Origin of the sequence: Prosthecobacter sp., assembly GCF_044222565.1 — a bacterium.
In the GTDB taxonomy this organism is placed as follows: domain Bacteria; phylum Verrucomicrobiota; class Verrucomicrobiia; order Verrucomicrobiales; family Verrucomicrobiaceae; genus Prosthecobacter.
Genome location: NZ_JBGANA010000013.1, coordinates 200,464 through 221,716 on the forward strand (window position 1 = coordinate 200,464; position 21,253 = coordinate 221,716).

The 21,253-nt window shown below is 61.7% G+C and carries 15 protein-coding genes; 6 read left to right on the forward strand and 9 right to left on the reverse strand.

Translation table 11 applies throughout. From position 1 onward, the window contains the following. Positions 1–42 precede the first annotated feature (42 nt). Positions 43–828, forward strand: a complete 786-nt coding sequence (locus ACILSR_RS19710; protein ID WP_395751516.1) for an amidohydrolase family protein — start codon at positions 43–45, stop codon at positions 826–828. 3 nt (positions 829–831) lie between these two features. On the opposite strand, the gene ACILSR_RS19715 is transcribed toward ACILSR_RS19710, so the two are convergent. Next, positions 832–1,185, reverse strand: coding sequence for a DUF4339 domain-containing protein (locus ACILSR_RS19715; protein WP_395751517.1), 354 nt, complete (start codon positions 1,183–1,185; stop codon positions 832–834). Positions 1,186–1,277: 92 nt separating this feature from the next. Here ACILSR_RS19715 and ACILSR_RS19720 point away from each other — a divergent pair, with 92 nt between their 5' ends. Together ACILSR_RS19720 and ACILSR_RS19725 are read left to right on the forward strand one after the other, a co-directional pair. Beyond that, positions 1,278–2,093: an amidohydrolase family protein gene (locus ACILSR_RS19720; RefSeq protein ID WP_395751518.1), complete on the forward strand. Its 816-nt coding sequence runs from the start codon at positions 1,278–1,280 to the stop codon at positions 2,091–2,093. Positions 2,094–2,179: 86 nt separating this feature from the next. Further along, the gene (locus tag ACILSR_RS19725) at positions 2,180–3,097 is read left to right on the forward strand and encodes a sugar phosphate isomerase/epimerase family protein (RefSeq protein WP_395751519.1); all 918 of its coding nucleotides are present in this window, start codon (positions 2,180–2,182) and stop codon (positions 3,095–3,097) included. A gap of 90 nt (positions 3,098–3,187) precedes the next feature. On the opposite strand, the gene asnB is transcribed toward ACILSR_RS19725, so the two are convergent. The 5 genes from asnB to glgX all read right to left on the reverse strand — a co-directional run bounded on the left by asnB (position 3,188) and on the right by glgX (position 12,351). Beyond that, complete coding sequence (asnB, locus tag ACILSR_RS19730; protein ID WP_395751520.1) at positions 3,188–5,128, reverse strand: asparagine synthase (glutamine-hydrolyzing); 1,941 nt, start codon at positions 5,126–5,128, stop codon at positions 3,188–3,190. A gap of 3 nt (positions 5,129–5,131) precedes the next feature. Then, positions 5,132–7,270 carry a glycosyltransferase gene (locus tag ACILSR_RS19735; RefSeq protein ID WP_395751521.1) on the reverse strand — a complete coding sequence of 713 codons (2,139 nt, stop codon included), beginning with the start codon at positions 7,268–7,270 and terminating at the stop codon, positions 5,132–5,134. After that, positions 7,267–8,547: an O-antigen ligase family protein gene (locus ACILSR_RS19740; RefSeq protein WP_395751522.1), complete on the reverse strand. Its 1,281-nt coding sequence runs from the start codon at positions 8,545–8,547 to the stop codon at positions 7,267–7,269. The genes ACILSR_RS19735 and ACILSR_RS19740 overlap by 4 nt, the downstream gene beginning before the upstream one ends. Beyond that, positions 8,544–9,860 (reverse strand): murein biosynthesis integral membrane protein MurJ, encoded by a 1,317-nt coding sequence (murJ, locus tag ACILSR_RS19745; RefSeq protein WP_395751523.1) that lies wholly within the window; start codon positions 9,858–9,860, stop codon positions 8,544–8,546. The genes ACILSR_RS19740 and murJ overlap by 4 nt, the downstream gene beginning before the upstream one ends. Positions 9,861–10,209: 349 nt before the next feature. Beyond that, positions 10,210–12,351: a glycogen debranching protein GlgX gene (glgX, locus tag ACILSR_RS19750; protein WP_395751524.1), complete on the reverse strand. Its 2,142-nt coding sequence runs from the start codon at positions 12,349–12,351 to the stop codon at positions 10,210–10,212. 109 nt (positions 12,352–12,460) lie between these two features. Between glgX and ACILSR_RS19755 the strand changes: the two genes are divergently transcribed. Continuing rightward, positions 12,461–13,684: a GDSL-type esterase/lipase family protein gene (locus tag ACILSR_RS19755; protein ID WP_395751525.1), complete on the forward strand. Its 1,224-nt coding sequence runs from the start codon at positions 12,461–12,463 to the stop codon at positions 13,682–13,684. Between the two features lie 22 nt (positions 13,685–13,706). Here the strand turns inward: ACILSR_RS19755 and ACILSR_RS19760 are convergent, their stop codons facing one another. Genes ACILSR_RS19760 through ACILSR_RS19770 form a run of 3 tightly spaced genes read right to left on the reverse strand, consistent with a single transcriptional unit; the run spans position 13,707 to position 17,268 of the window. Continuing rightward, positions 13,707–14,348: a response regulator gene (locus ACILSR_RS19760; RefSeq protein ID WP_395751526.1), complete on the reverse strand. Its 642-nt coding sequence runs from the start codon at positions 14,346–14,348 to the stop codon at positions 13,707–13,709. A 12-nt stretch (positions 14,349–14,360) separates the two neighbouring features. Next, on the reverse strand, positions 14,361–15,329 hold the full coding sequence (locus tag ACILSR_RS19765; protein WP_395751527.1) for a hypothetical protein: 969 nt from the start codon (positions 15,327–15,329) through the stop codon (positions 14,361–14,363). After that, positions 15,322–17,268: an ATP-binding protein gene (locus ACILSR_RS19770; protein WP_395751528.1), complete on the reverse strand. Its 1,947-nt coding sequence runs from the start codon at positions 17,266–17,268 to the stop codon at positions 15,322–15,324. The genes ACILSR_RS19765 and ACILSR_RS19770 overlap by 8 nt, the downstream gene beginning before the upstream one ends. A gap of 149 nt (positions 17,269–17,417) precedes the next feature. Here ACILSR_RS19770 and ACILSR_RS19775 point away from each other — a divergent pair, with 149 nt between their 5' ends. Continuing rightward, positions 17,418–19,814: a DUF1592 domain-containing protein gene (locus ACILSR_RS19775; RefSeq protein ID WP_395751529.1), complete on the forward strand. Its 2,397-nt coding sequence runs from the start codon at positions 17,418–17,420 to the stop codon at positions 19,812–19,814. A gap of 11 nt (positions 19,815–19,825) precedes the next feature. Continuing rightward, positions 19,826–21,223, forward strand: a complete 1,398-nt coding sequence (locus tag ACILSR_RS19780; protein ID WP_395751530.1) for a DUF1552 domain-containing protein — start codon at positions 19,826–19,828, stop codon at positions 21,221–21,223. Positions 21,224–21,253: the final 30 nt, after the last annotated feature.

Consider the following 21,253-nt stretch of genomic DNA (forward strand, 5'->3'; position numbering starts at 1 on the left):
AAAACATTGCCGGCGTGTGCGGCTTCCGCTTCAATCCTCCTCATGCGCATTTGGGATCTGCATTGCCACATGTCCGGCGTCCCCGGCCTCACGCCGGAGGAACGCCTCAAAGCCCTCCTCGTCTATGCCGACCGCATGGGCATTGAGCGCCTGTGCGTTTACATGGGCCTCAAGTGGGCGCAGGATCCCACGCCTGCTGACCTGGTGCAGCAAAACAGCGAAGTGCTGCGCGCGCTTGCCAAGTTTCCGGACCGGGCCTTTGGTTTTGTCTATCTCAGCGCCAGGCATCCTGCCGAGAGCCTCGCCGAACTGGAGCGCTGCGTGGCCAATGGCCCGATGGTAGGCATAAAGCTATGGGTGGCGGAAAAGTGCAGCGTGTCCGCCATCGATGCGATCATCCGGCGCGCCGCCGAATTGAAAGCGGTGATCTTCCAGCACACATGGTTCAAGACCAATGGCAACTACGCCGGCGAATCCACGCCTGACGATCTCGTGGCACTGGCCAGGCGTTTCCCTGAGGTGCCAATCATATGCGGCCACACGGGTGGCACCTGGGAGCTGGGCATCCGGGCCATCCGTGCCCAGACCAATCTGTATGCCGATCTCGCCGGCTCAGACCCTACGGCGGGCTTCACGGAAATGGCGGTGCGCGAGCTCGGTGCCGGACGCGTCATCTATGGCAGCGACTGCGGAGGCCGCAGCTTTGCCAGCCAGCTGGCCAAGGTGCATGGCGCTCAGATCAGCGAAGCTGACAAACAGAAAATTTTTTGCGACAACCTGCGCGGCCTGATGCTGCCGATTCTCAAGGCCAAGGGCATCAAGGCGTGACGATCAGTCTTTCTTCTTTTTCCCAAAGCCGAAGAGCCTCTTGAAAAACCCGCCGCTTTCCTTGGGCTCGGCGGCTTCCGTCGTCGGAGCATTCGGCCCGGACAAACGACGCGTACCCGCACTGGTCGCCTTGCCTTTGCCTGCCGCCTTTGTCTCCGCCACCGGCCTGCCGGCAGGAGTGGGCAAGGCCGCCGCCCACCAGGCAGGCGACAGCACTGCGACCGACTGCCATGCCTCCAGCCCAGCATGCCAGACGAGGGAGTCCGAGACCACTTTGCTGGCACGTGCCAGCTCGGTCATGGCCTGGTCGTCCAAGGGACCTTCGGCGGCGCCGGCGTTGTTGTAGTACCAGTTCATCAGGTTGGGTGCTCAAGGCTACGCATATGGCAAAATAGCGCAAGGCAGGAGGAAATGCTTTTCTCCGTGGCCGAATCGTTCAAACTGCCCTCATGAACCGCCGGACTTTCCTTCTGAGCTCCAGCGCCGCACTGGCGGCATCCACGTTGCAGGCGGAGGACAAGCCGAAGCTCACCGACTGCCACGTCTATCTCGGCTCATATCCCTTTCGCCAGTTCGGCGAGTTCACGGACCCCACGAGCCTGCTCAAGCGCGGTGTCACGGAGGCATGGGCCGGAGCCTTCGAAGGCCTGCTGCGCCGTGATGTGGCCAATGTGAACCGAGAGCTTGCCCAGGCATGCCAAAGCCATCTACTTCGCCCCTGCGGCACCATCAATCTCTCGCTGCCGGACTGGCAGGACGACGTCAAACGCTGTGCCTTGGACCATGGCATGCGCGTCATCCGGCTTCACCCGAACTACCACGGCTACGATCTGAATACGCCCGCTTTTCGTGAACTGCTCGCTCTGGCCGTAAAGCACCGCCTCCTGGTGCAGCTCGTGGTGCAGATGGAGGACGAGCGCACGCAAAACCCCCAGGTGCGGGTGGCACCGGTCGACCTGAAGCCCCTCCCAGGAATCATGCATGAGATGAAAGAGGCCCGCCTCATGCTCCTCAACGCCAACGCCACCATGCTGATGCGGCACCTGCAGGAGTGCCCGAATGTCTGGGTGGATTTCGCCATGATCGAAGGCGTGGGCGGCGTGGAAAACCTCCTCAAAACCTGGCCGCTGGAGCGCGTCGTCTTCGGCTCGTTCGCCCCCGTTTTCTACTGGGAGTCCGCCCGGCTGAAGGTGCAGGAATCCGCGCTGGATGCGGCGCAATCGACCGCGGTGCTGTGGCAGAATGCCGCCGGTTTGCTGGCCTGAGAGGCTGTGTTTTGTCAAAGCCAAACCTTGCGCTCCAGCGCCCAGCATCCATCAATCTGACCCACCCGTATCCCCTCCCCCAGACCATGATCAAACTTACCGGCATCGCAGACGAAGCAGGCGCATCTTTGGATGTGCAAATCCAGGCCCACCAGGAACTTGGCTGGGACAGCATCGAGTCCCGCATCGTCGAATTTGACGGCGTGAAGGGAAACCTGCATGAAATTCCTGAGGCCACCTTTGACAAGGTCGTGGCCCGTCTGGCAGAGAAGAACATGAAGGTCAGCGGCTTCGGCTCCCTCATCGGCAACTGGGCCAAGAAGATCACGGATGACTTCAGCATCACCGAGGCAGAAATCGGCCGCGCCATCCCGCGCATGCAGCGCCTCGGCGCCAAGATGATCCGCGTCATGAGCTACGCCGTGTGCAAAGATGAAGGCGGCAAAGATTTGGAAGAGCAGTTTGCGCCCGAGCGCATCCGCCGCATGTCGGAAATCAACAAACGCTTTGCCGACGCCGGCATCACCGTGCTGCATGAAAACTGCATGAACTGGGGCGGCATGAGCCCGACTTACGTGAAGCGCATGGCCGAGGCCGTGCCCGGCATGAAGTGGGTCTTTGACACTGGCAATCCCGTCTTCATCGACGACCGCGACAAGCCCGGACACAAGCAGGATGCATGGGAGATGTACCAGGCCGTGAAGCCCTACATGGCCCACGTGCACGTCAAAGACGGCATCTGGGACAAGACCAAGAACGACGCCGTTTACACCTTCCCGGGCGAAGGCGAAGGCCAGACCGAACGCATCATGAAGGATCTGGTGGAAACCGGCTACAACGGCTACATCAGCATCGAGCCGCATGTGGCCGTCGTCTTCCACGGCGCAGGTGCTGCTGACGATCTCTCCCCTGAACAGAAGGCCAGGGAGCAGTACGACAGCTACATCAAATATGGCCGCATGCTTGAAGCCATCCTGAAGAAGGTGGGCGCCAAGCTCAGCTGAGGCTGAGGAAGTTAGGGGGATCATCCTGATCCCTCAAGCTCCCGCGTTCAGCCGTCGCTTCCAAACCGGGGACCAAGATGGTCCCCATCTTCAAGGCCGCGCCTGCAGCCACGCCTGGAACATCAGAATATCCCACAGATAGAAGTGCCAGTTACGCGTGCCGCTGAGGTGTTCCTGCCATTTCTGGCGGATGGGAGCGGGGTTGAAGAAGCCTTCGCGTTTGAGGCGGGATTCGCTGAAGAGGTCTTCGGCCCAGTCGCGCAGGGGGCCGCGCAGCCAGATTTCCAGGGGAATGCCAAAGCCCTGCTTCGGGCGGTCGATCATGGCCTTGGGCACGTGGCGGTAGAGCGTCTCGCGCATGAGCCACTTGCCTTTGCCGTCGCGCACCTTCATCGAATAGGGGATGCGCCAGGCGAACTCGATCAACTCGGTGTCCAGCAGCGGAATGCGTCCCTCGAGGCTCACGCCCATGGCGGCGCGGTCCACCTTGGTGAGAATGTCTCCCGGCAGATAGGTCTCCATGTCGAGGTACATCATGCGATGGGTGAAATCGCTCACGCGCGGCCAGGCCTTGGGATTGGTGAGGGCAGTCACGGGGTCCTTGCCGTCGATCACGATATCTGTGGGCTTCTTCCAGTAGGACATGATCGTGAGATACAACGCCTCCGTGCCCGGTGCGGCAACGACTTCGGCGAGCTTGTGCAATTTGTCGCCGACAGGGATGTGGCGTTTGCTTTTGGGCAGCACTTTGGCCCCGACGCTGTTGAGAACTCCAGGTGGCATGAGGGTGAGTGCGGTCGCTGTGAGCTTCTTTAGCGGCCGCGGCATCCAGGAAAATTTGTTCCAAATGCTGCGACCCATGGCGTAGCGTTCGTAACCGCCAAAGAGTTCATCTCCGGCATCGCCGCTGAGGGCCACGGTCACGTGCTTTCTCGCCATCTTGCAGACGAGGTGCGTGGGGATCTGCGAGTAGTCGGCAAACGGTTCGTCATACAACGCAGGAAGCTGCGGGATGACGTTGAGCGCGTCTTCGCCGGTGACGTACATTTCGGTGTGCTCAGTGCCGAGATGTTGCGCAACGCTCTTGGCAATCTCCGCCTCGTTGTACTGCTTCTCGTGGAATCCGATGGTAAAGGTGCGCACCGGGCGGGCGCTTTGCGCCTGCATCATCGCCACGATGAGGGAGGAGTCGATGCCGCCGCTGAGGAAGGCGCCAAGCGGAACGTCAGACACCATGCGCATGCCCACGGCTTTTTTGAGCATGGCTTCAAACGTGTCGATGGCTTCGGCTTCGCTGCCGGTAAAAGGATTGTCCAGACCGCGCTCCACGGCCTGCGGCAGGCTCCAATAGTACCCTGGCTGCGGGCGCTCGGCAGGAGCTTTCAGGCTCAGCATGGCAGCAGGAGGCAGCTTGTGGAAGCCCTGGTAGATGCAGAGCGGATCGGGAATGTAATTGAAGCGCAGCAGCGAGGTCAGTGCTTCACGGTCTACGCTCGCATTGAAGCCGGGGAAACGCTGGATGGCTTTCAATTCGGAGGCAAAGACGAAGGTCTCGCCGATCCAGCCGTAGTAGAGAGGCTTCTCGCCCATGCGATCCCGCGCGAGGTGCAGCACGCGCTCCTGCTTGTCCCAAACCGCGAAGGCAAACATGCCGTTGAAGCGCTGCGTGGCCGCGATGACGCCCCACTGGCGGAAGGCGGCCAGCATGACTTCGGTGTCGGAATGTCCACGCCAGGTGTGTCCGTGGGGTTCGAGTTCCGCTCGCAGATCCTGGAAGTTGTAGATCTCGCCATTGAAGACGAGTACGAAGCGGCCATCGGCGCTGTTCATCGGCTGATGGCCAAGCGGCGAGAGGTCGAGAATGGAGAGGCGGCGGTGGCCCAAGGCAATGCCGCTGGGAGAGTCCACCCACGCGCCTGCGTCATCCGGCCCTCGCAGGATGATGGCGTCTGTCATCGCGGTGACGATGGCGTTCATCTCATGCGAGGGACACGCCGAGGGGGGACTGAAGAAGCCTGCGATGCCGCACATGGTTCAGGATTGGGGAAGTGAAGTGACGAGACGATGCTGCAGCGGTGCTTCCGTTTGGGGCGAAGGCTGTGGCGGAGAGTTGAGCAGAGATGCAAACTTCTGCAGCACGCTGTCGATGGAAAACTGCTGCTCGATGCGCGCGCGTGCCGCATGGTCCTGAGTGATGCCGGCATCCAGCAGTGCGATGCAGGCCTGCGCGAGCGCAACTGGATCTCCCGGTGGGACGAGATGGCCGGTGTCTCCCATGACCCAGCGGGTGTCCCCAATGTCGGTGGCCACGACCGGCACAGTGCAGGCCATGGCCTCACCGACGACATTGGGAAAGCCTTCGCCAAAGGCGGAAGAGGACACTGCGATGTGGAGGGAGGCGGTGAGCTCAGGCAGGTCGTGGCGTTCGCCCAGAAGCTGGATGTATTCGGGCACCTCCAGCTTTTCCGTGTCTGCACCCACGATGATGAACTGAGCTGCAGGACGCTGCTCGTGGATGAGTTTCGCGGCAGCGATGAAGGTGGGGTAGTCCTTCATGGAGGCATTGCGCCCGAAGCGGCCGATGAGTCCAGTGACCTGTTTTCCTGGCTGCCATTTGGACAGATCAAATCCATTCGGGATGAGCTGCGTTTTCTCCGCACGGAAGCCGAGTGCTTCGTGCTGGCGTGCGCCCGTTTGCGTGTTGTAAGTGATGCGCTGCGTCATCCAGGACAGCCAGGTGAGGGCGCGGATGACGAGGGCGGAGCCGCGCTTCTCGTGCTTCAAATCGTAGAGGCTCTGGCGCACGTTCCAGATGATGGGAACGCCTTTAAAACGCATGAAGCGCGCTAGCACGGCAGCGAAGCAGCCATGGTACATCCAGCCCATCATCACATCCGCCTTGGTGGCACGAACGACCCTGAACAAGCGCCAGAGAGAATTTAGCGTCGGTTTGCCAGCGGGCATGTCGAGGCTGTGGACCCCGATGCCTGCCTCCCGCAATGCAGTCGCATGCTTGCCTCCGGCGGTGAGGGAGATGACGACGTGCTCAAACTGCGGCAGTCCGCGAATGAGCTGCACCAGCATCATCTCCGCGCCTCCGCTGCCAAGGCCGGTGGTAAGCCAGAGCACTTTTTTGGAGAGCAGACGCGTGGTGCGCTCCACGAGCTTGGCCACGCTGAACTCCTCCACGATGCGTTGGCGCGGGTCTGAGGGACGGAAGTTGCGCATGCACTGGGCGAGCGCTGCGTGATCGCCCACGGGAAAGACCTGCGCTTTGTCGCCAATGATCCAGGCGCTGTCGCCCACGTCGCTGGCGATGCAGGGCACGCCGCAGGCCATGGCCTCGCCGATGACGTTGGAGAATCCTTCGCCAAACGCGCTGGAGTTCACGAGGCAGTCAAACTGCGCGTACACGGCTGGCATGTCATGCTGCGCGGGCATCCAGGTGAGGCGGTCATCAAGACCGAGCTGAGTGGAAAGGTCGCGCATCTGGCGCTCATACGCGGCATCGCCAGAACCGACGATGATGAACCTGGCCTCTGGCACCAGCGCCGCCGCCCGGAGGAAGGTGCCGATGTCCTTCATCGGGTTCATGCGGCCGACGAGACCAAAAGTGCGCAATGCGGATGGCGTGCGGGCTGGCGGCTTGAAACGCTGCGTATCGATGCCGTTTGGCACGACATGCATCCTGTTCGGCGGATAACCACGCGCGGCATAGTAGTCGCGCCCGGCCTGTGAATTGCAGAGGATGACATCTGCAAAACGGGCAAGCAGACAATTCAGTCGAAAGCTCATTCTGCCGAGGACGCCCCAGAGGTGCGCGTCTGTCTGCGAGTCCCGCACACCCCAGGCGACGCGGGGAAAGCCGCAGAAGGGCTTCAGGAAAAGAGCCATGAGATTGGACTCCGCGAGATAGCCGTGGATCACGTCGGGGCGGATGTGGCGCGCGGTTTTGACGAGACGCAGGAAGAAGCCCGCGAGATCCCAGCGGCTCTTTTTGCCGATGCACAGCGTGCGCACGCCGGCGGCCTCGAGTTCGGCACGGAAGGGACCTTCGTAGAAATGCAGCACGCTGACATCATGGCCTTCTTTGACCAGGCCGGCAGAGAGCATGACGAGCTGACGCTGAGCACCGCCGTGGCCGAGATCGCGGATGATGAAAGCGATTTTCATGCGAGTGGCAGCGGGGAGTGAGGTGTGGTCTGCGCTTTGGCAGGCGCCGTAAGGACGATGCGGAAGCGGCCGGTGAAGGCCAGATTGCTGCATACGGCGGCGGCAAACCAGTAGTGCGGAGATTCCACGAGAATCTGACTGCATGGTATGAACAACCAGAGCGGCACCAGGCAGTAGCCGCCCTGCAGCCTGCCGGTGAAACAACGGAAGGTCAGCAGCAGCAGGCCGCCGATGTAAAGGAGCGGTCCCATGATGCCGATGTCGATCCACAGCGAGACGATTTGATTGTGCGGCTTCCACACGCTGGTGCCGGCGCCGGTGCCATGGCCCCAGAGCGGCTCCTTACCGGCGGCCTCCCAGCCATCCTGAAGGTCCTTGCCGCGTTCGGGCGATTTGATGCGCTCGAAGTCCAGCTCGTAGATGGCCTTGAGGCGGTCCGTGGTGTCCTTGTTGGTCATGAGACCGGACTTGGTGGAGGTCTGCGCCAGAATGGCCACACCGCCGATCGCCAGCGGCACGCTGATGGCGACGACGAGCAGCATGCCCATGAAATGCTGGCGCAGATTGGCCAGGATGTAGCAGAGCATGAGGCAGGAGTACACCGCCATGCCGCTGCGGCTGAGAGTGAGGGCGATGGCCGGGGAGACCACGGCGACCAGCACGACATTCCACCAGAAGCGCGGATTCAACGTGAAGATGACGCTGAGCATGAGGCTGATGATGATGGGCGGGTCGTTCGGATCTTCCGGAAAGCCTGCCATGCGGCCCGGGATGCGTGTGAAGGAGCGGAAGCCCAGCCATTCGTAATAGACGCCCGCCGCGCAGAGCAGCGCGGTGCAGACGCCGACCCACACGGCGACACGCTTCCACGGCTCCGCCGAAAGGCAGAACACCACGGTGAAAGTGACGAGGAGATTGGACAGCAGGGACATCACCACGATGCTGTGGTCTCCCAAAGCGGTGATGGTGAAGCGCTGCAGGAAGGTGACGTCCAGCACCCGCAGCAGCGGCACGATCAGCATGAAAAAAGCCGGGGGACAGAGGCTGGGCCTGTTCAGCATGACCATGACCCAGACACCGGCGACCGTGAGCAGGGTGTAGTCTCGCGGCTTGAAGGGGAGGACGCCCACCGAGTCTCCCCACATGAGGTATTTCGTCATGGTAGGAACCAGCAGGGCTAGCGCGGCGAGGATGAGCAGCTTCGTCATCTGCTCGCGCTTTTTTTCCGCCGCTTTCATGAAAGCAGGCAGCATGGGGCTGGCTGGCGCGGCGGTCATGTGCTGGCGGCCTCCCTTCGGCGGATGACGATGAGACAGGTGGCGCAGGTGGCAAAGGCGCAGATGCAGTGAACGAGGGTGGTGGACAGGGCGATGCCCGCCGCGCCCATCTGCCGCATCAGCAGCCAGTTCAGCGAGGCATTCAGAATGAGCGCGCTGAACGCCGTGGTAAGCATGAAGCGCGAGGCCTGCAATGAGACCGCGACCCGCGCGGCGACGATGCCGAGGATGTAAAACGGGATCTGGAAGGCGGCGCAGCGCAGCACCTCCGCCACCCGCTGGGTGTCCTGCGGGCCGAAGGCTCCGCGCTCAAACAGCAGGCTGATGATCCAGGGCGCCATGAAGAAGAGCGCCAGCGTCATGGGGAGAGACGCGGTGACGATGAGGCCCGCGCTGGTAAAAAGGCGCCTCCGCAGGCCGCTCCAGTCACGCTGGGCCACGAGCTCGGCAAAATGCGGAAACAGTACGTCCGAAGCCGGGCCTGCGGTGACGGCCAGCACCACGGCGCAGACTTTGTCCGAATACCCCAGCACGGCCACCGAGCCGGCGGGCAGCCATGCAGCCATCGCCTGATCGACCACCGCGGCACTGCCAAAGGCGACACCGCCAATGAGGAAAGGAGTGGCATTGCGCAGAACGGTGCGCAACCCCGGCTCCCAACGGCGCAGGGTGCAGCGCCACCAGCTCATCCTGCGCGGCAGGCGCCGGGCGATGGAGAAGGACACCACGGACAGATGCGCGAGTGAGCCGCAGACCGTGCCATAGACCAGCGTCCAGGCACTGACGTGGTCGCCCGAGAGCAGCAGGAAGATCACGATGGTCAGCGGCACGAGCATGGGAGCGGAGGCGGCGAGCAGGAAGGTTTTTCCCACACGCAGCCAGGCCCCCAGATGCATGGACAGGCCAAAGAAAAGCAGGAAGGGCAGCAGCCCGCGCAGCAGGCTCACCGCCAGCGCCTGCTTGGCGGGGTCAAAGCCCTTCGTGGTCCAAGCGATCAGCCAGGGAGCTGCCAGCGCCAGCAGCACACCACAGACCAGCAGGCCACTGAAGTGGCAGGCGGCAGCCTGCACGCCCAGACGGTAGGCCCGGCGCAGGCCGCGGCGCTCGCGCAGTTCTGCGTATGCAGGCACAAAGGCCTCCGGCACTCCGCAGCCGAGCACGGAGCAGACAAAGGTCAGATAGCCAAAGACGAGAACAAAGGCGTCCAGCTCGCTTGCCGTGCCGAACTTGTCGGCGACCAGGGCGTCTTTTGCAAAGGAGACGATCTTGCCGACCATGGTGAACACCGCCACCACCAGAAACCCCGAGACCATGGCCGACCCAGCCCCTCTGCTTAGCAGGGAGCGAATAGGGGACGGCAATGCGAGACGGCTTGCAGACATCTAAATAAACTATAAACACCATAAAACGATTGAGCAAACTTGAGCTATGGATTTTTAGGGGCTGGCGCAGGCTTTTTTGCGCTCGCTGCCATGGGTTTAGCCGTGTTTAATGGCCTGCAGGCACGTCTTAAGGGGCGGGTGAGGCCTCCTTGCCGGGGTGACTAAGCGCGTAAAGGGGGTGAACACAGGGGCTGGAGTGCCTTGCAGGGGAACGCCTTGAGACAAAGCTCAGCGGGATCATGATCCGAATTTGATCCTATGTCATCCCTTTGATCCTAGCTCACACCTTCGGTTCCAACAAGGCAGGGTCCCCGTCTGCCAGTGTCAGACAGACGATGCCTTGAGCGACCAAGCAATAGGCCTCGCTGCCTGTGTAGGTGGAGGTTTTGGCGGGGAAGGATGGTGAAAGCGCTGTGTCGAAAACGAGACTCCAGGAGATGCTGCTGTCTCCTGGCAGGACAAAGGGCTGGGGCTCGGCGCTGTTGTTAAAGAGCAGCAGCAGAGGGCTGGCGGACTGGCCCACGGTGCCAAACAGGGCGCCGAAGCAGCGGCGGGTCTCCTGATGCCATTCCTCATGGTGCAGCAGTGTGCCGTCATTTTCCAGCCAGAGGACGTCCCGCAGGCCGGTGGCGGGATTGAGCTTGCCGTCGAAATAACTGCTGCGGCGGAAGGCAGCGTGGCTGCGGCGGAAAGCAGTCATCTGGCGGGTGAAGATGAGCATCTCTTCATCGCAGTCCGTCCAGTCCAGCCAGCTGATGGGGCTGTCCTGGCAGTAGGCGTTGTTGTTGCCGCCCTGGGTGCGGCCACGTTCGTCGCCCGCGGTGAGGAAAGGCACGCCGAGGGAGCACATCATGGTGGCGATCATGCCGCGGCGGAGGCGACCGCGGGCCTGCAGGATTTTGGGGTCCGTCGTGGGGCCTTCCACGCCGCAGTTGCTGCTGTGGTTGTTGCTGTCGCCATCGCGGTTGTCCTCGTTGTTGGCCTCGTTGTGCTTGTTTTCATAGCTCACGAGATCCAGCAGCGTGAAGCCATCATGGGAGGTGAGGAAATTGATGCTGGCCAGGGGCGGGCGCTGGTTCCAGCCGAAGACGTCCTGGCTGCCGCAGAGGCGTTTGGCAAATTCGGCGGTGCAGCCAGTGTCTCCACGCCACCAGCTGCGCACGGTGTCGCGGTATTTGCCGTTCAGTTCGCGCCAGGGTTCTGGGAAGTTTCCCACCTGGTAGCTGTCCATGCGGGAGATGTCCCAGGCCTCGGCGATCAATTTGACGCGCGAGAGGATGGGGTCCTGCGCCACGGCGCTGAGGAACTGGGACTGGCGGTTGAAGCCGTCCTTTTCATCGCGCGCCACAGTGACGGCCAGGTCAAAACGGAAGCCGTCCACGTGCATCTCGGTGACCCAGTAGCGCAGGCTGTCGAGAATGAGGCGCAGGGCGGGCAGGCTGGCGGAGTCCACGGAATTGCCGCAACCGGTGACATTGATGTAGTCCGCGCCGCTCTCCCCAAAGTGATGGCGGTAGTAGCTGTGATCGTCCAGCCCGCGAAACATCAGAGAGGGGCCGTGCTCATTGCCTTCAGCGGTGTGATTGTACACCACGTCCAGAATGACCTCGATGCCGGCGGCGTGCAGGGCCTTGACCATGGACTTGAACTCGCGGACCTGCTCCTGCGGATCGGTGGCGGCGGCATAGGTGTTGTGCGGGGCGAAGAAGCCGATGGAGTTGTAGCCCCAGTAGTTGGTGAGATCGCGGCCCAGCAGAAAGCCGTCGTCGAGGTGCTGATGCACAGGCAGGAGCTGCACGCTGGTGATTCCGAGGCCGGTGAGGTAGGAGGTCACGGAGGGGTGCGCGAGTCCGGCGTAGGTGCCGCGCAGTCTGGCTGGCACGTCCGGGTGCGTCTGGGTGAAGCCTTTCACATGCAGCTCGCAGATCACCGTGTCCTGCCAGGGGACGCGGGGCGGGGTGTCGCCAGTCCAGTCAAAGGATTCGTCGACCAAGACACATTTCAGCGCAGAGGCTCCGTTGTCCATGCGACCATGCCCGTGACGTGGGTCGGGCTGGGTGCGCATGTGCTCGGCCTCGTGCGGCACGCCGTGAATGGCGCGGGCGTAGGGGTCGAGCATGAGCTTCTTGGCATTGAAGCGCATGGCATTCTGGGGCAGCCAGGGGCCGTGGGCCCGATAACCGTAGAGGGTGCCCGCACGCACGCCGTGAACGGTGGCGTGCCACAGATCGCACTCGGTGCGCTGCATGCGGATGCGGGCGGTCTCGCGGGCTGGGTCCTTCAAATCGTAGAGGCAGAGATCCAGCGCCGTGGCATGGCGGGAATGGACCACGAAGCGGGTGCCCTCGCGCAGCAAAGTGACCCCCGGAGCCAGTGGCTGGCCCCCCGTGGCAAAGGAGACGGGAAAGGGGCCGTCGCTCACGGCCACGCGTGCCGTTTCCAACGGGGCGGGCTTCCGGGCAAATCTTCGTTTCCAACTTGTGAGCAAAGGCTGCATGAGTGCCACAACGCACAACGTTTGCCATGCTGCCATGAAATATCGCTGTTTTCCCGTGCTTTTTCTTATTCTGACCTCGGTCTGGGCCGATACCGTCAAGACCGCGGATCCGGCGCGTTTTGAAAAAGCCATTCAGGCCTTTGAGGCGGAGGATGCCGCCAGGACGCCGCCGAAGGACGTGACAGTGTTTGTGGGAGCGTCCAACATCCGCCGCTGGCAGTCGCTGCCGGAGAGATTCAAAAAGATCTCGGTGCTCAACCGCGGCTTTGGCGGCTGCCACCTCAGCGATGTGGCGTTTTTTGCCGAGCGTTGTGTCATCAAATACCAGCCGAAGCAGGTGTATCTGAACGCGGGTGGCAATGACATTCATGCCGGGCGGAGTCCGGAGGATGTGCTGGCTTCGTTTGACTCCTTTGTCTCCAAGGTGCGCACGGCGCTGCCGAAGACGGCCATCGGCTACATCTCCATTCCGCCCTCGCCCTCGCGCTGGGGGGAAGTGGAGAAGGTCAGGAAGGCCAATGCGCTGATCGCCGCATCCTGCGCGAAGCAGGGTGTGGAGTACGTCGACACCTTTTCGCTGCTGCTGGGCGCGGACGGCCAGCCGAGGCCGGAGTTGTTTGTGGAGGACCGGCTGCACTTCAGCGAGGCGGGGTATGATGTGGTGACGTCCGCCATCCGCTGGCAGAAGGAGATCATGGCCTTTGGAAAGCTGGATGAGCAGGTGGCACCGCCGGAGAATCCCATCGTCTTCACCGGCAGTTCCAGCATCCGCCGGTGGGCCAGTCTGGCGTATGATTTCCCCGGTCTGCCCGTGATGAACCGGGGCTTTGGCGGCTCCGAAGTGTTTGATTCCTTCAACTATGCGCATCTGACCGTGATCAAATACAAGCCGCGCATGGTGGTGTTTTATGCGGGGGGCAATGACATCGCCGGAGGCAAGACGCCGCAGCGGGTGTTCACGGACTTTAAAGCCTTCGCCGCCAAAGTGCATGCCGCGCTGCCGGACTGCCGCATCTGCTACATCTCCAACGCGCCGAACCCGAGCCGCTGGAAGCTCATCGACAAGATGATCGAGGCGAACCGGCTGATGGAGGCGTTTGCCAAGACGGACAAGCGGCTGCAGTTCATCAACGTCTATCCGCACATGCTGGGGCCGGATGGGATGCCGAAGCCCGATATTTTTGTTTCAGACAACCTGCACATGAATGCAAGCGGGTATGCGATCTGGAAGGAAGTGGTGGGGCCGTATTTGAAGTAGGGCCTCTGGCTCTTTCTCCTCTTCATACCAGCCCTTCCTTTACCGCCTTCGCAATCGCGCTGCCCCGGCTGCGCACCTGGAGCTTCACATACACGCTGCGGATGTACTCGTCTGCGGTGTAGTAGCCAATGCCGAGCTGGGCGGCAGCGTCCTTGATGGTGCTGCCGTCAACGAGGAGCTTCAAAATCTCCAGCTCGCGCGGCGTCAGGCCGTAGTCCTTCTGCGGCGTGTTGGCTTTGGAAAACATCTCCAGCACGCGCCGAGCGATGTGCGGATTGATCGGCGAGCCCCCCGCTGCCGCACTGCGAATGGCGGCGGCGATGTCCTCTGTGCTAGAGGTTTTCAAGAGATACCCCGCAGCTCCGGCACAGATGGCGCGGAAGATTTTGTCGTCCTCTTCAAAGACCGTGAGAATCACGATCGCCACCTCCGGAGCGAGCTGCCGCAGCCGTGCGATGCCTTCGATGCCGTTCATGCCGGGCAGGCCCACATCCAGCAGCAGCACCTGCGGCGCAGGCTCGGTGGTGAGCGCGGCAAAGGCATCCTCGCAGGCCGTGAAGCGCTGCGTGCAGGAAATGCCATCGAGGCGGTTCAAGGCACGGGCCAGGCGCTCGCCGTAGGTCTTGTGGTCTTCGATGATCCAGAGTTGGATGGGGTCAGGCATGGAGTGGGTTGATTAGATCGAGCCGTTCATCTTCATCTGATCGCGGATGGCTTGGCGCACCACTTTTCGAACGTGCTCATTGGTGAGAGAGGCTCTTGTGGGGGCGCTGAATCGAGGCTGCTTCATTAAAACGTGAATCATGGCGGCGGCTGGAGTCCATTTTTCGGCACGGAGTGCGTCTTTAAAACCCGCAACGTGGGTGCCATGCAGGGAGGTGGCAATGCCATTGCACCAGGAAAGCCAATGACATTTCTCAGCGGTGCCGCAGGCGGCCGCATTGACGTGGATGCCGTCAACCTCGATGTCCACCTTGAGTGCCGGCTGATCTGGATTAGAAAACGGTTCCTCTTTGGCTGTGATGAACTCGGCGAGATCGATCAAGCCCCGCGGCGCATGGAATATTTCCTCCTGCAGTCCCAAGATCAAACCTGGAAAAAGGTGGGCTGTATCGAAGAGCTTGCGGCGGATGAGAGACCAAGATGGAGAAGATGAAAGCAGCGTTTTGGCATCGGGAACAAAAGTGATTCGTGTGCCTCGGTCCGTGGATGGAGTTTTTTGCGGGCTTGAAACAGCGCAGCCATTTTCGAATTGCTGCTGCCAGCGGAAGCCCCTGCGATGAGAGACGACTTCGACCGTGGTTGAAAGAGCAGTCACTACGATCAGGCCGATTCCTCCAGCATTCAGATGCACGTGCGGGCTGTGTCCATCCGCCGTAGGCGTTTGATGGTATTCCGTGAAGAAAGTTTCCGCCAGTGATCTGCCTTCCGCTCCTGGCTCGTCAAATGGCAGACCGGCGCCATCATCTGACACGCAGATGGCTGCCCCCTGATGTGTGACGTTAATTCTGCGCGCATGGCCGGCAAGATACTGATCCAGCCCGTTGGCTACCAGTTCATGCACCAAGTGCGCCACGGCACATGGGCCGGGGTCGCCGACGTACATGCCTGGTCTGAGGCGGATTAAAGCGATTGCGTCAGGCATGCAACGGCAGAGTGAGGGTTAAAACGGTGCCTTCTGGCGACGACGCAATATCCGTACGTCCTTGATGCTTCGCCGCACGGCGATGCAGATTGGTGAGGCCCATGCCGGTGTGTTTTGCAGTGGTGTCGAAGCCTTGGCCATTGTCACGGAGGGTGAGGACAAGGTCGTTGTGAATCTGCGTGAGGGAAATGCGCACCTCCGTGGCGGCGGCGTGGCGGGTGATATTGTGCAGCGCTTCTTTGAACATCAGCATGAGATCGCGCTGGCGGTCCACGGAGAGGCGGCGGGTCTGGGCGTGCTCGTCGATTTCGAGGGTGTGGGAAATGCCGCGCAACATGCGGGCGGCGGTTTCGCGCAGCAGCGTGGTCAGGTCATCGGTGCCGTAGCGCTCGCTCTGCATGAGGCGGGTGATGTCGCGCATGGCACCCACGGTTTCGTCGGCGATCTCCTTGATTTCCTGCAGATCTGCACGGGCCTGGCCGTTCTGCGCTCCCTCAGCCAGGATGTCCTGCGCGATGAGGGCGATGCTGCCGAGGCTGCTGCCGATTTCATCGTGCAAATCCTGCGCGATGCGCTCGCGCAGGCGCTCCAGCTCCTGCCGGCGGGTCTGACGCTGACGCCTGAGCCACATGAGCAGAATGATGATGGCCACCGCGACGCCGCCAATGAGCAAACCCACCGCGATGCGCTGCCAGTGCTGGGTGACAAGCCCGCGTTTTTCCTCGATCACGCCGAGCTGCTGCTGCAGCTCCCGCCGCTGGGAAAGAGCGGCCAGCCATTCGGGCCAGTCCACGATGTCCGCGCTGCTGGCAAAGCCGTCCACCAGAGCGGTGCGGGACCAGCCATCCTGCTGTGTGGAATCGGTGGAATCCACATCGCAGCCCTGGGCGATGTTTTTCCCCTCGGACCACACCTGCATCTCCGCGATGGCCAGCACGACGGAGCCATTGCTCACATGCGGAGCCAGCACCTGCATGCGCACATAGCGTGAGCGATGCGCGCCGACGATGGTGACCACGTTGTCTCCTGGAAGGGCGTTGTAGCTGCCGGATTGCGGCTCGGGCAGGATGCGCGGCTCGTCATTGTCCTCCTCGCGAAGCTCGATCTGGTAGCGCACGGGAAAGCCGTAGCCGTGGCTGTGCGCAAACTGGGGGGGATGCGCGGGGAAAAAGCGGATTTCATCAATGGGCCGCACCTGGCCGAGATCCACCTCCACCCAGGGATTGGTGTAGGGGCGGCCTTCGCTGGTGGGCACGCTGCGAAAGCCAAGCGTGGGACTGCGGCGCGTGCCGAGGGGGGGGCCGAGGACGGTGTGGCCGTCCACCAGATTGATGCGGCCCCAGTCTGGCCGCGTGCCCTGGCTGCTGCTGGCACGCACTGCCGCGGGACCGATGGCCTCCAGCCGCGCACCTAGATTTTGCTTTCCCTGGAGCAACATCACCTCTCCCAGTGCGAAGAAACCGCGCTCTCCGGTGGAGCAGAGACGTGTGGCGGTGATGCGGACTTTTTGCGCCATGCGTCCGCCTGCGGAGATGACCACGGGCAGCGCCCCGGGATTCGGAAAATCCTCCGCTGTGTGATCAGCGATGATGGTGCGCTCGTTGTCCTCTCCCTCTTCGAGAAGCTCGACGTAAAATCGCAGCGGGAAGCCGTAGCCGGGCGTGACGGTGCCACCATTCGGCGGCGGCGCGATGAGCACCACAGAGTCGATCTGCTGAGCCTGGCCGAGATTCAGCTCCACCCATTCCGCTTTGTCACGCGAGGACGAGTATTCGCTGTGCCAGCCGAGACGCTGGGTGAACTGCACTTCGGGTGCCGCTGGCATGGTGCTGAGCTTTTGCTGCAAGGCCGCGCGATCGGCTGCAAGCGCTCGCATCTCAGGAATCCATTCCGCGATACCGCCACGCGCCGTCTGGCCTGCCAGCAGCAGGAAAAACAAGCGTGGATGGAGGAGTCGCCGCACAGTGCGTGGAACTTAGCGAGGGGAGTGCCGAACTGCCACAGTCTTCTGCCGGGACTGCGGCCCCCGAACATTCGGGGGCGGTGCACAAAGGCCCGGCGGTCACCGTTTTGTCCCATGACCGACCGATGACACGCCTTCCCACCTTTGCGCTGACCGCCTCCGCAATCCTGCTTTCCCACTCGCTCATGGGCGCTGAATCGCGTGAACTGACCGGCCTTGTCCGCCCGTTCTTCAAGGAACACTGCAACAAGTGCCATGACGCCAAGAAGCAGAAGGGCGATCTGCGCGTGGACAATCTCGTGGTGGATCTGCAATCGCCCAAGATCATGGGTCACTGGGAGGAAATCATGAGCCGCATCAACTCCGGGGACATGCCGCCGGAGGACGAGGGAAGGCCGAAACCGGAGCAGATCTCCGCAGTGTCCGACTGGATCGTGCAGCAGCTGCGCGAAGCTGAAACCGCGCGCCAGTCCTCCGCCGGAGAACGTGTGGCATTCCGCAAGCTGACGCGTGACGAATATGGCAACACCATCCGCGATCTGCTGGGCGTGAACTTTGATGTGAAAGCGCCGAGCGGCCTGCCGGAAGACCCGGACTGGAAGGGTTTTGAGCGCATCGGCTCCGTGCTGACGCTCTCGCCGGCGCATGTGGAGAAGTATTTGAGCGCGGCAGACACGATTCTGGATGAGGCCCTGTCAATTCGACCCGAGCCGAAGCGCGAAGTGATCCGCTGGGAGGCCTTTGACATGCGCTGGAAGGGCTTCAAGGAGGAGTATCAGGCGCGTGGCATTGCGGACAAGGTGCGCATTGAAATCGTGCCGAGAAATTACACCACGGACTCCTGGAACATCGACATCAAAACCACGGGCGACTACATCCTGCGTCTCAAGCTCAGCGGCCTGCGTCCCGAGGGCGGCCGCCCGCCGCGGCTGAAGGTGTACATGTCCAGCATCAACACCACGCTCATCGAGCAGGATGTGGATGCGCCGGAGGACAAGCCCATCACGGTGGAGGCAAGGGTGCATCTCGTTGCGGGCAAGTATCCCGTCCGCATCATCAACTCCGTGCCTGGCCCGAACCCCGAAGGCCGGCGCTCGCGCCACAGCGGCACGCCGAATGCCTTCACCACCACCCGCAGCCGCGTGCCATGGCAGCTCAAGCTGACGGATGATGACTTCAAGCCGATCCAGCCCACGCTGATCATCGACACAGTAGAGTGGGACGGCCCCATCGTGGACTCCTGGCCAACGAAGGCCCATCAGCAGATCTACAGCAGCAAGGATGCGCGGGAGATCCTCACCAACTTCGCCACGCGCGCATGGCGCAGGCCGGTGCAGGCCAAGGAGATCGAGCGCCTGATGCAGCCGGTGAACAAGTCGCTGGAGCTGGGAGATACCTTTGAAGTGGCGGTGAAGAACGGCCTCATGGGCGTGCTGTGCGCGAAGAGCTTTCTCTATCTCGAAGAGGGAGATGCCGCGAAGGCCGCCCCCGGACTCAGCGACTACGAACTGGCGTCCCGCCTCTCCTATTTCCTGTGGAGCACCATGCCGGATGCACGCCTTCTGGATCTCGCGAAGCAGGGCAAGCTGCACGAGGCGAAAACGCTGGGTGCGGAAGTCAAACGCATGCTCGCTGATCCCAAGGCGCAGGAGTTTTCCGACAGCTTCCCGCGCCAATGGCTGCAACTCCGCAAGGTGGGCATGTTTCCGCCGGACAAGGAATTGTATCCCGACTACGACGAGAATTTGGAGCAGAGCATGGTGGCGGAAACCCTGGCCTTCTTCAATGAAGTGCTGAAACGAAATGGCAGCCTGCGTGACTTTCTTGATTCTGATTGGACGATGATCAATGAGCGCCTGGCCGCGCACTACGGCATCGAAGGCGTTCGTGGCGATCAAATGCAGCGCATCGCGCTAAAGGCGGACGATCATCGCGGTGGATTGCTCACCCAGGCCTCCGTGCTCAGCCTCACCTCCGACGGCACGCGGCATCGTCCGGTGCATCGTGGCGTTTGGATGCTGGAGTCCATCATTGGCAAGCCTCCGCCTCCGCCGCCTGCCAATGTGCCCGCGCTGAGCACGCCGGATGCGAAAGCGAAGAAAACGACGGTGCGCGAGAAGCTGGAGCTGCACCGCTCTGATCCAAACTGCACCGCCTGCCACAACAAGATCGATCCTCTCGGCATCGCCTTTGACAACTACGACGCCATCGGCCGCTGGCGCACAGAGGAGACGATCAAGGATGGCACCGGTGCCGACCCCACGCTCGATCCCAGCGGCGTGCTACCGGACGGGCGCCAGTTTGCCGACTCGGTGGCTTTGAAAAAGATCCTGCTGGAAGATGAGGATAAATTCGCCGCCGCCGTGACTGACAAACTCGCCACCTATGCGCTGCGCCGGGGCATGACCTTCTCTGACCGCGATGAGCTAAAGCGTATTGCTGAGGCTTCCAAGGCTGGCGGGTATAAGCTGGCCTCGCTGATTGAGGCACTCGTCACCAGTCCGCTGTTTTTGAAACGTTAACCTGCATCCCCATGAGCAACATCCAATCCCAACGCTGGCTTCTCAACCGCCGCCACTTTCTGCGCGGACTCGGCACGACCATGGCGCTGCCTTTGCTCGATGCGATGACGCCTCTGCGAGCCAGCGCCGCCGCCACGACCAAGCCACGCCGCAGTGTGTTTGTGTATATCCCCAACGGCGTGAACGGCATGACGTGGCAGTGCAAACAGGCGGGGCGGGGCTACGAGCTGTCTCCTTCGCTGAAGCCGCTGGCGAAACATCAGGAGGATCTCACGGTTTTCAGCGGTCTGCATCATCCAAACGGTCTGGGACAGGCGCATGTGTGCGCGGATACATGGCTCACGGGAGCTAAAATCGATGCGCAGGGCGGGCGCAAATACGAAAACACCATTTCCTGCGATCAGATGATGGCCGAGGTGGTGGGTCAGCAGACGCGCTTCAATTCTCTGGAGCTTTCCATCTCTTCCGGCACCGGGCACCCCTTTGGCACGAACACGCTGGCCTTCTCACGCGATGGCGTGCCTCTGCCGGCGGAGGACAATCCAAAGCTCATCTTCAACCGTCTGTTTGGTGAAGAGCCAGGGGGCATCGGAGCGCAGCGAGTGCGCCTGACCAAACGCCGCAGTGTACTGGATGCGGTGCTGGATGATGCGAAGTCCCTTCGTCTCGCGCTCGGCTCTGACGACCGCACCAAGCTGGACGAATACATGCACGCCGTGCGCGATGTGGAGCAGCGCACCGAGCGCCTGGACGCATGGCTGGACATTCCGAAGCCGGTGGTGGAAAAGAATCTCGCCGCTCCCTTCCAGCGCGATGTGCCGAAGGCGCAGGCGGGTGAATACTGGCGCACGATGTTCGACATCATTGTACTCGCGCTGCGCACTGACATGACGCGCGTGGTTACCTACATGAACGGCAGCGAAGGCAATGGGCTGGCGATTCCTGAGATTCAGATCACGCAGGCACGGCACAATCTCTCCCATCACAACGGTGATCCGGTGATCCTGGACCGGCTGGCAAAGAGCGATGCTTTCATCATGCAGCAATTTGCGCATTTCCTTGATGAACTGCGTGCTGTGAAGGATGGCGATGAGCCGCTGCTGGATCGCACGATGGTGCTCTTTGGCAGCGGCATGAGCTACGGCCACAGCCACTGCAACAGCAACCTGCCCATCCTCCTCGCTGGTGGAAAAGGTCTAGGCCTCAAGCACGGCCAGCACTTGGATTACAACAAGCCCCATCTCAAAGAGGACTACACGCTGAGCTATGACGAGTGGCGCAGCCTTTGTGGCAAACCCAAGGACGGCAAGGCCCGCCTCAGCAATGTGCTCGTGACCATGCTGCAGAAGATGGAGGTCAATGCAGAGACCTTCGTGGACAGCCTGGGACCCGTCAGTGAAATCGTGTGATCCGAGACCTCCTCCATTTTTTCCAACCAA

Bases quoted from the DNA above. Each gene is read 5' to 3' on its own strand.
- ACILSR_RS19710 (WP_395751516.1), top strand. From the start codon at position 43: ATGCGCATTTGGGATCTGCATTGCCACATGTCCGGCGTCCCCGGCCTC.
- ACILSR_RS19715 (WP_395751517.1), bottom strand. From the start codon at position 1,185: ATGAACTGGTACTACAACAACGCCGGCGCCGCCGAAGGTCCCTTGGAC.
- ACILSR_RS19720 (WP_395751518.1), top strand. From the start codon at position 1,278: ATGAACCGCCGGACTTTCCTTCTGAGCTCCAGCGCCGCACTGGCGGCA.
- ACILSR_RS19725 (WP_395751519.1), top strand. From the start codon at position 2,180: ATGATCAAACTTACCGGCATCGCAGACGAAGCAGGCGCATCTTTGGAT.
- asnB (WP_395751520.1), bottom strand. From the start codon at position 5,128: ATGTGCGGCATCGCAGGCTTCTTCAGTCCCCCCTCGGCGTGTCCCTCG.
- ACILSR_RS19735 (WP_395751521.1), bottom strand. From the start codon at position 7,270: ATGAAAATCGCTTTCATCATCCGCGATCTCGGCCACGGCGGTGCTCAG.
- ACILSR_RS19740 (WP_395751522.1), bottom strand. From the start codon at position 8,547: ATGACCGCCGCGCCAGCCAGCCCCATGCTGCCTGCTTTCATGAAAGCG.
- murJ (WP_395751523.1), bottom strand. From the start codon at position 9,860: ATGGTCTCGGGGTTTCTGGTGGTGGCGGTGTTCACCATGGTCGGCAAG.
- ACILSR_RS19755 (WP_395751525.1), top strand. From the start codon at position 12,461: ATGAAATATCGCTGTTTTCCCGTGCTTTTTCTTATTCTGACCTCGGTC.
- ACILSR_RS19760 (WP_395751526.1), bottom strand. From the start codon at position 14,348: ATGCCTGACCCCATCCAACTCTGGATCATCGAAGACCACAAGACCTAC.
- ACILSR_RS19765 (WP_395751527.1), bottom strand. From the start codon at position 15,329: ATGCCTGACGCAATCGCTTTAATCCGCCTCAGACCAGGCATGTACGTC.
- ACILSR_RS19775 (WP_395751529.1), top strand. From the start codon at position 17,418: ATGACACGCCTTCCCACCTTTGCGCTGACCGCCTCCGCAATCCTGCTT.
- ACILSR_RS19780 (WP_395751530.1), top strand. From the start codon at position 19,826: ATGAGCAACATCCAATCCCAACGCTGGCTTCTCAACCGCCGCCACTTT.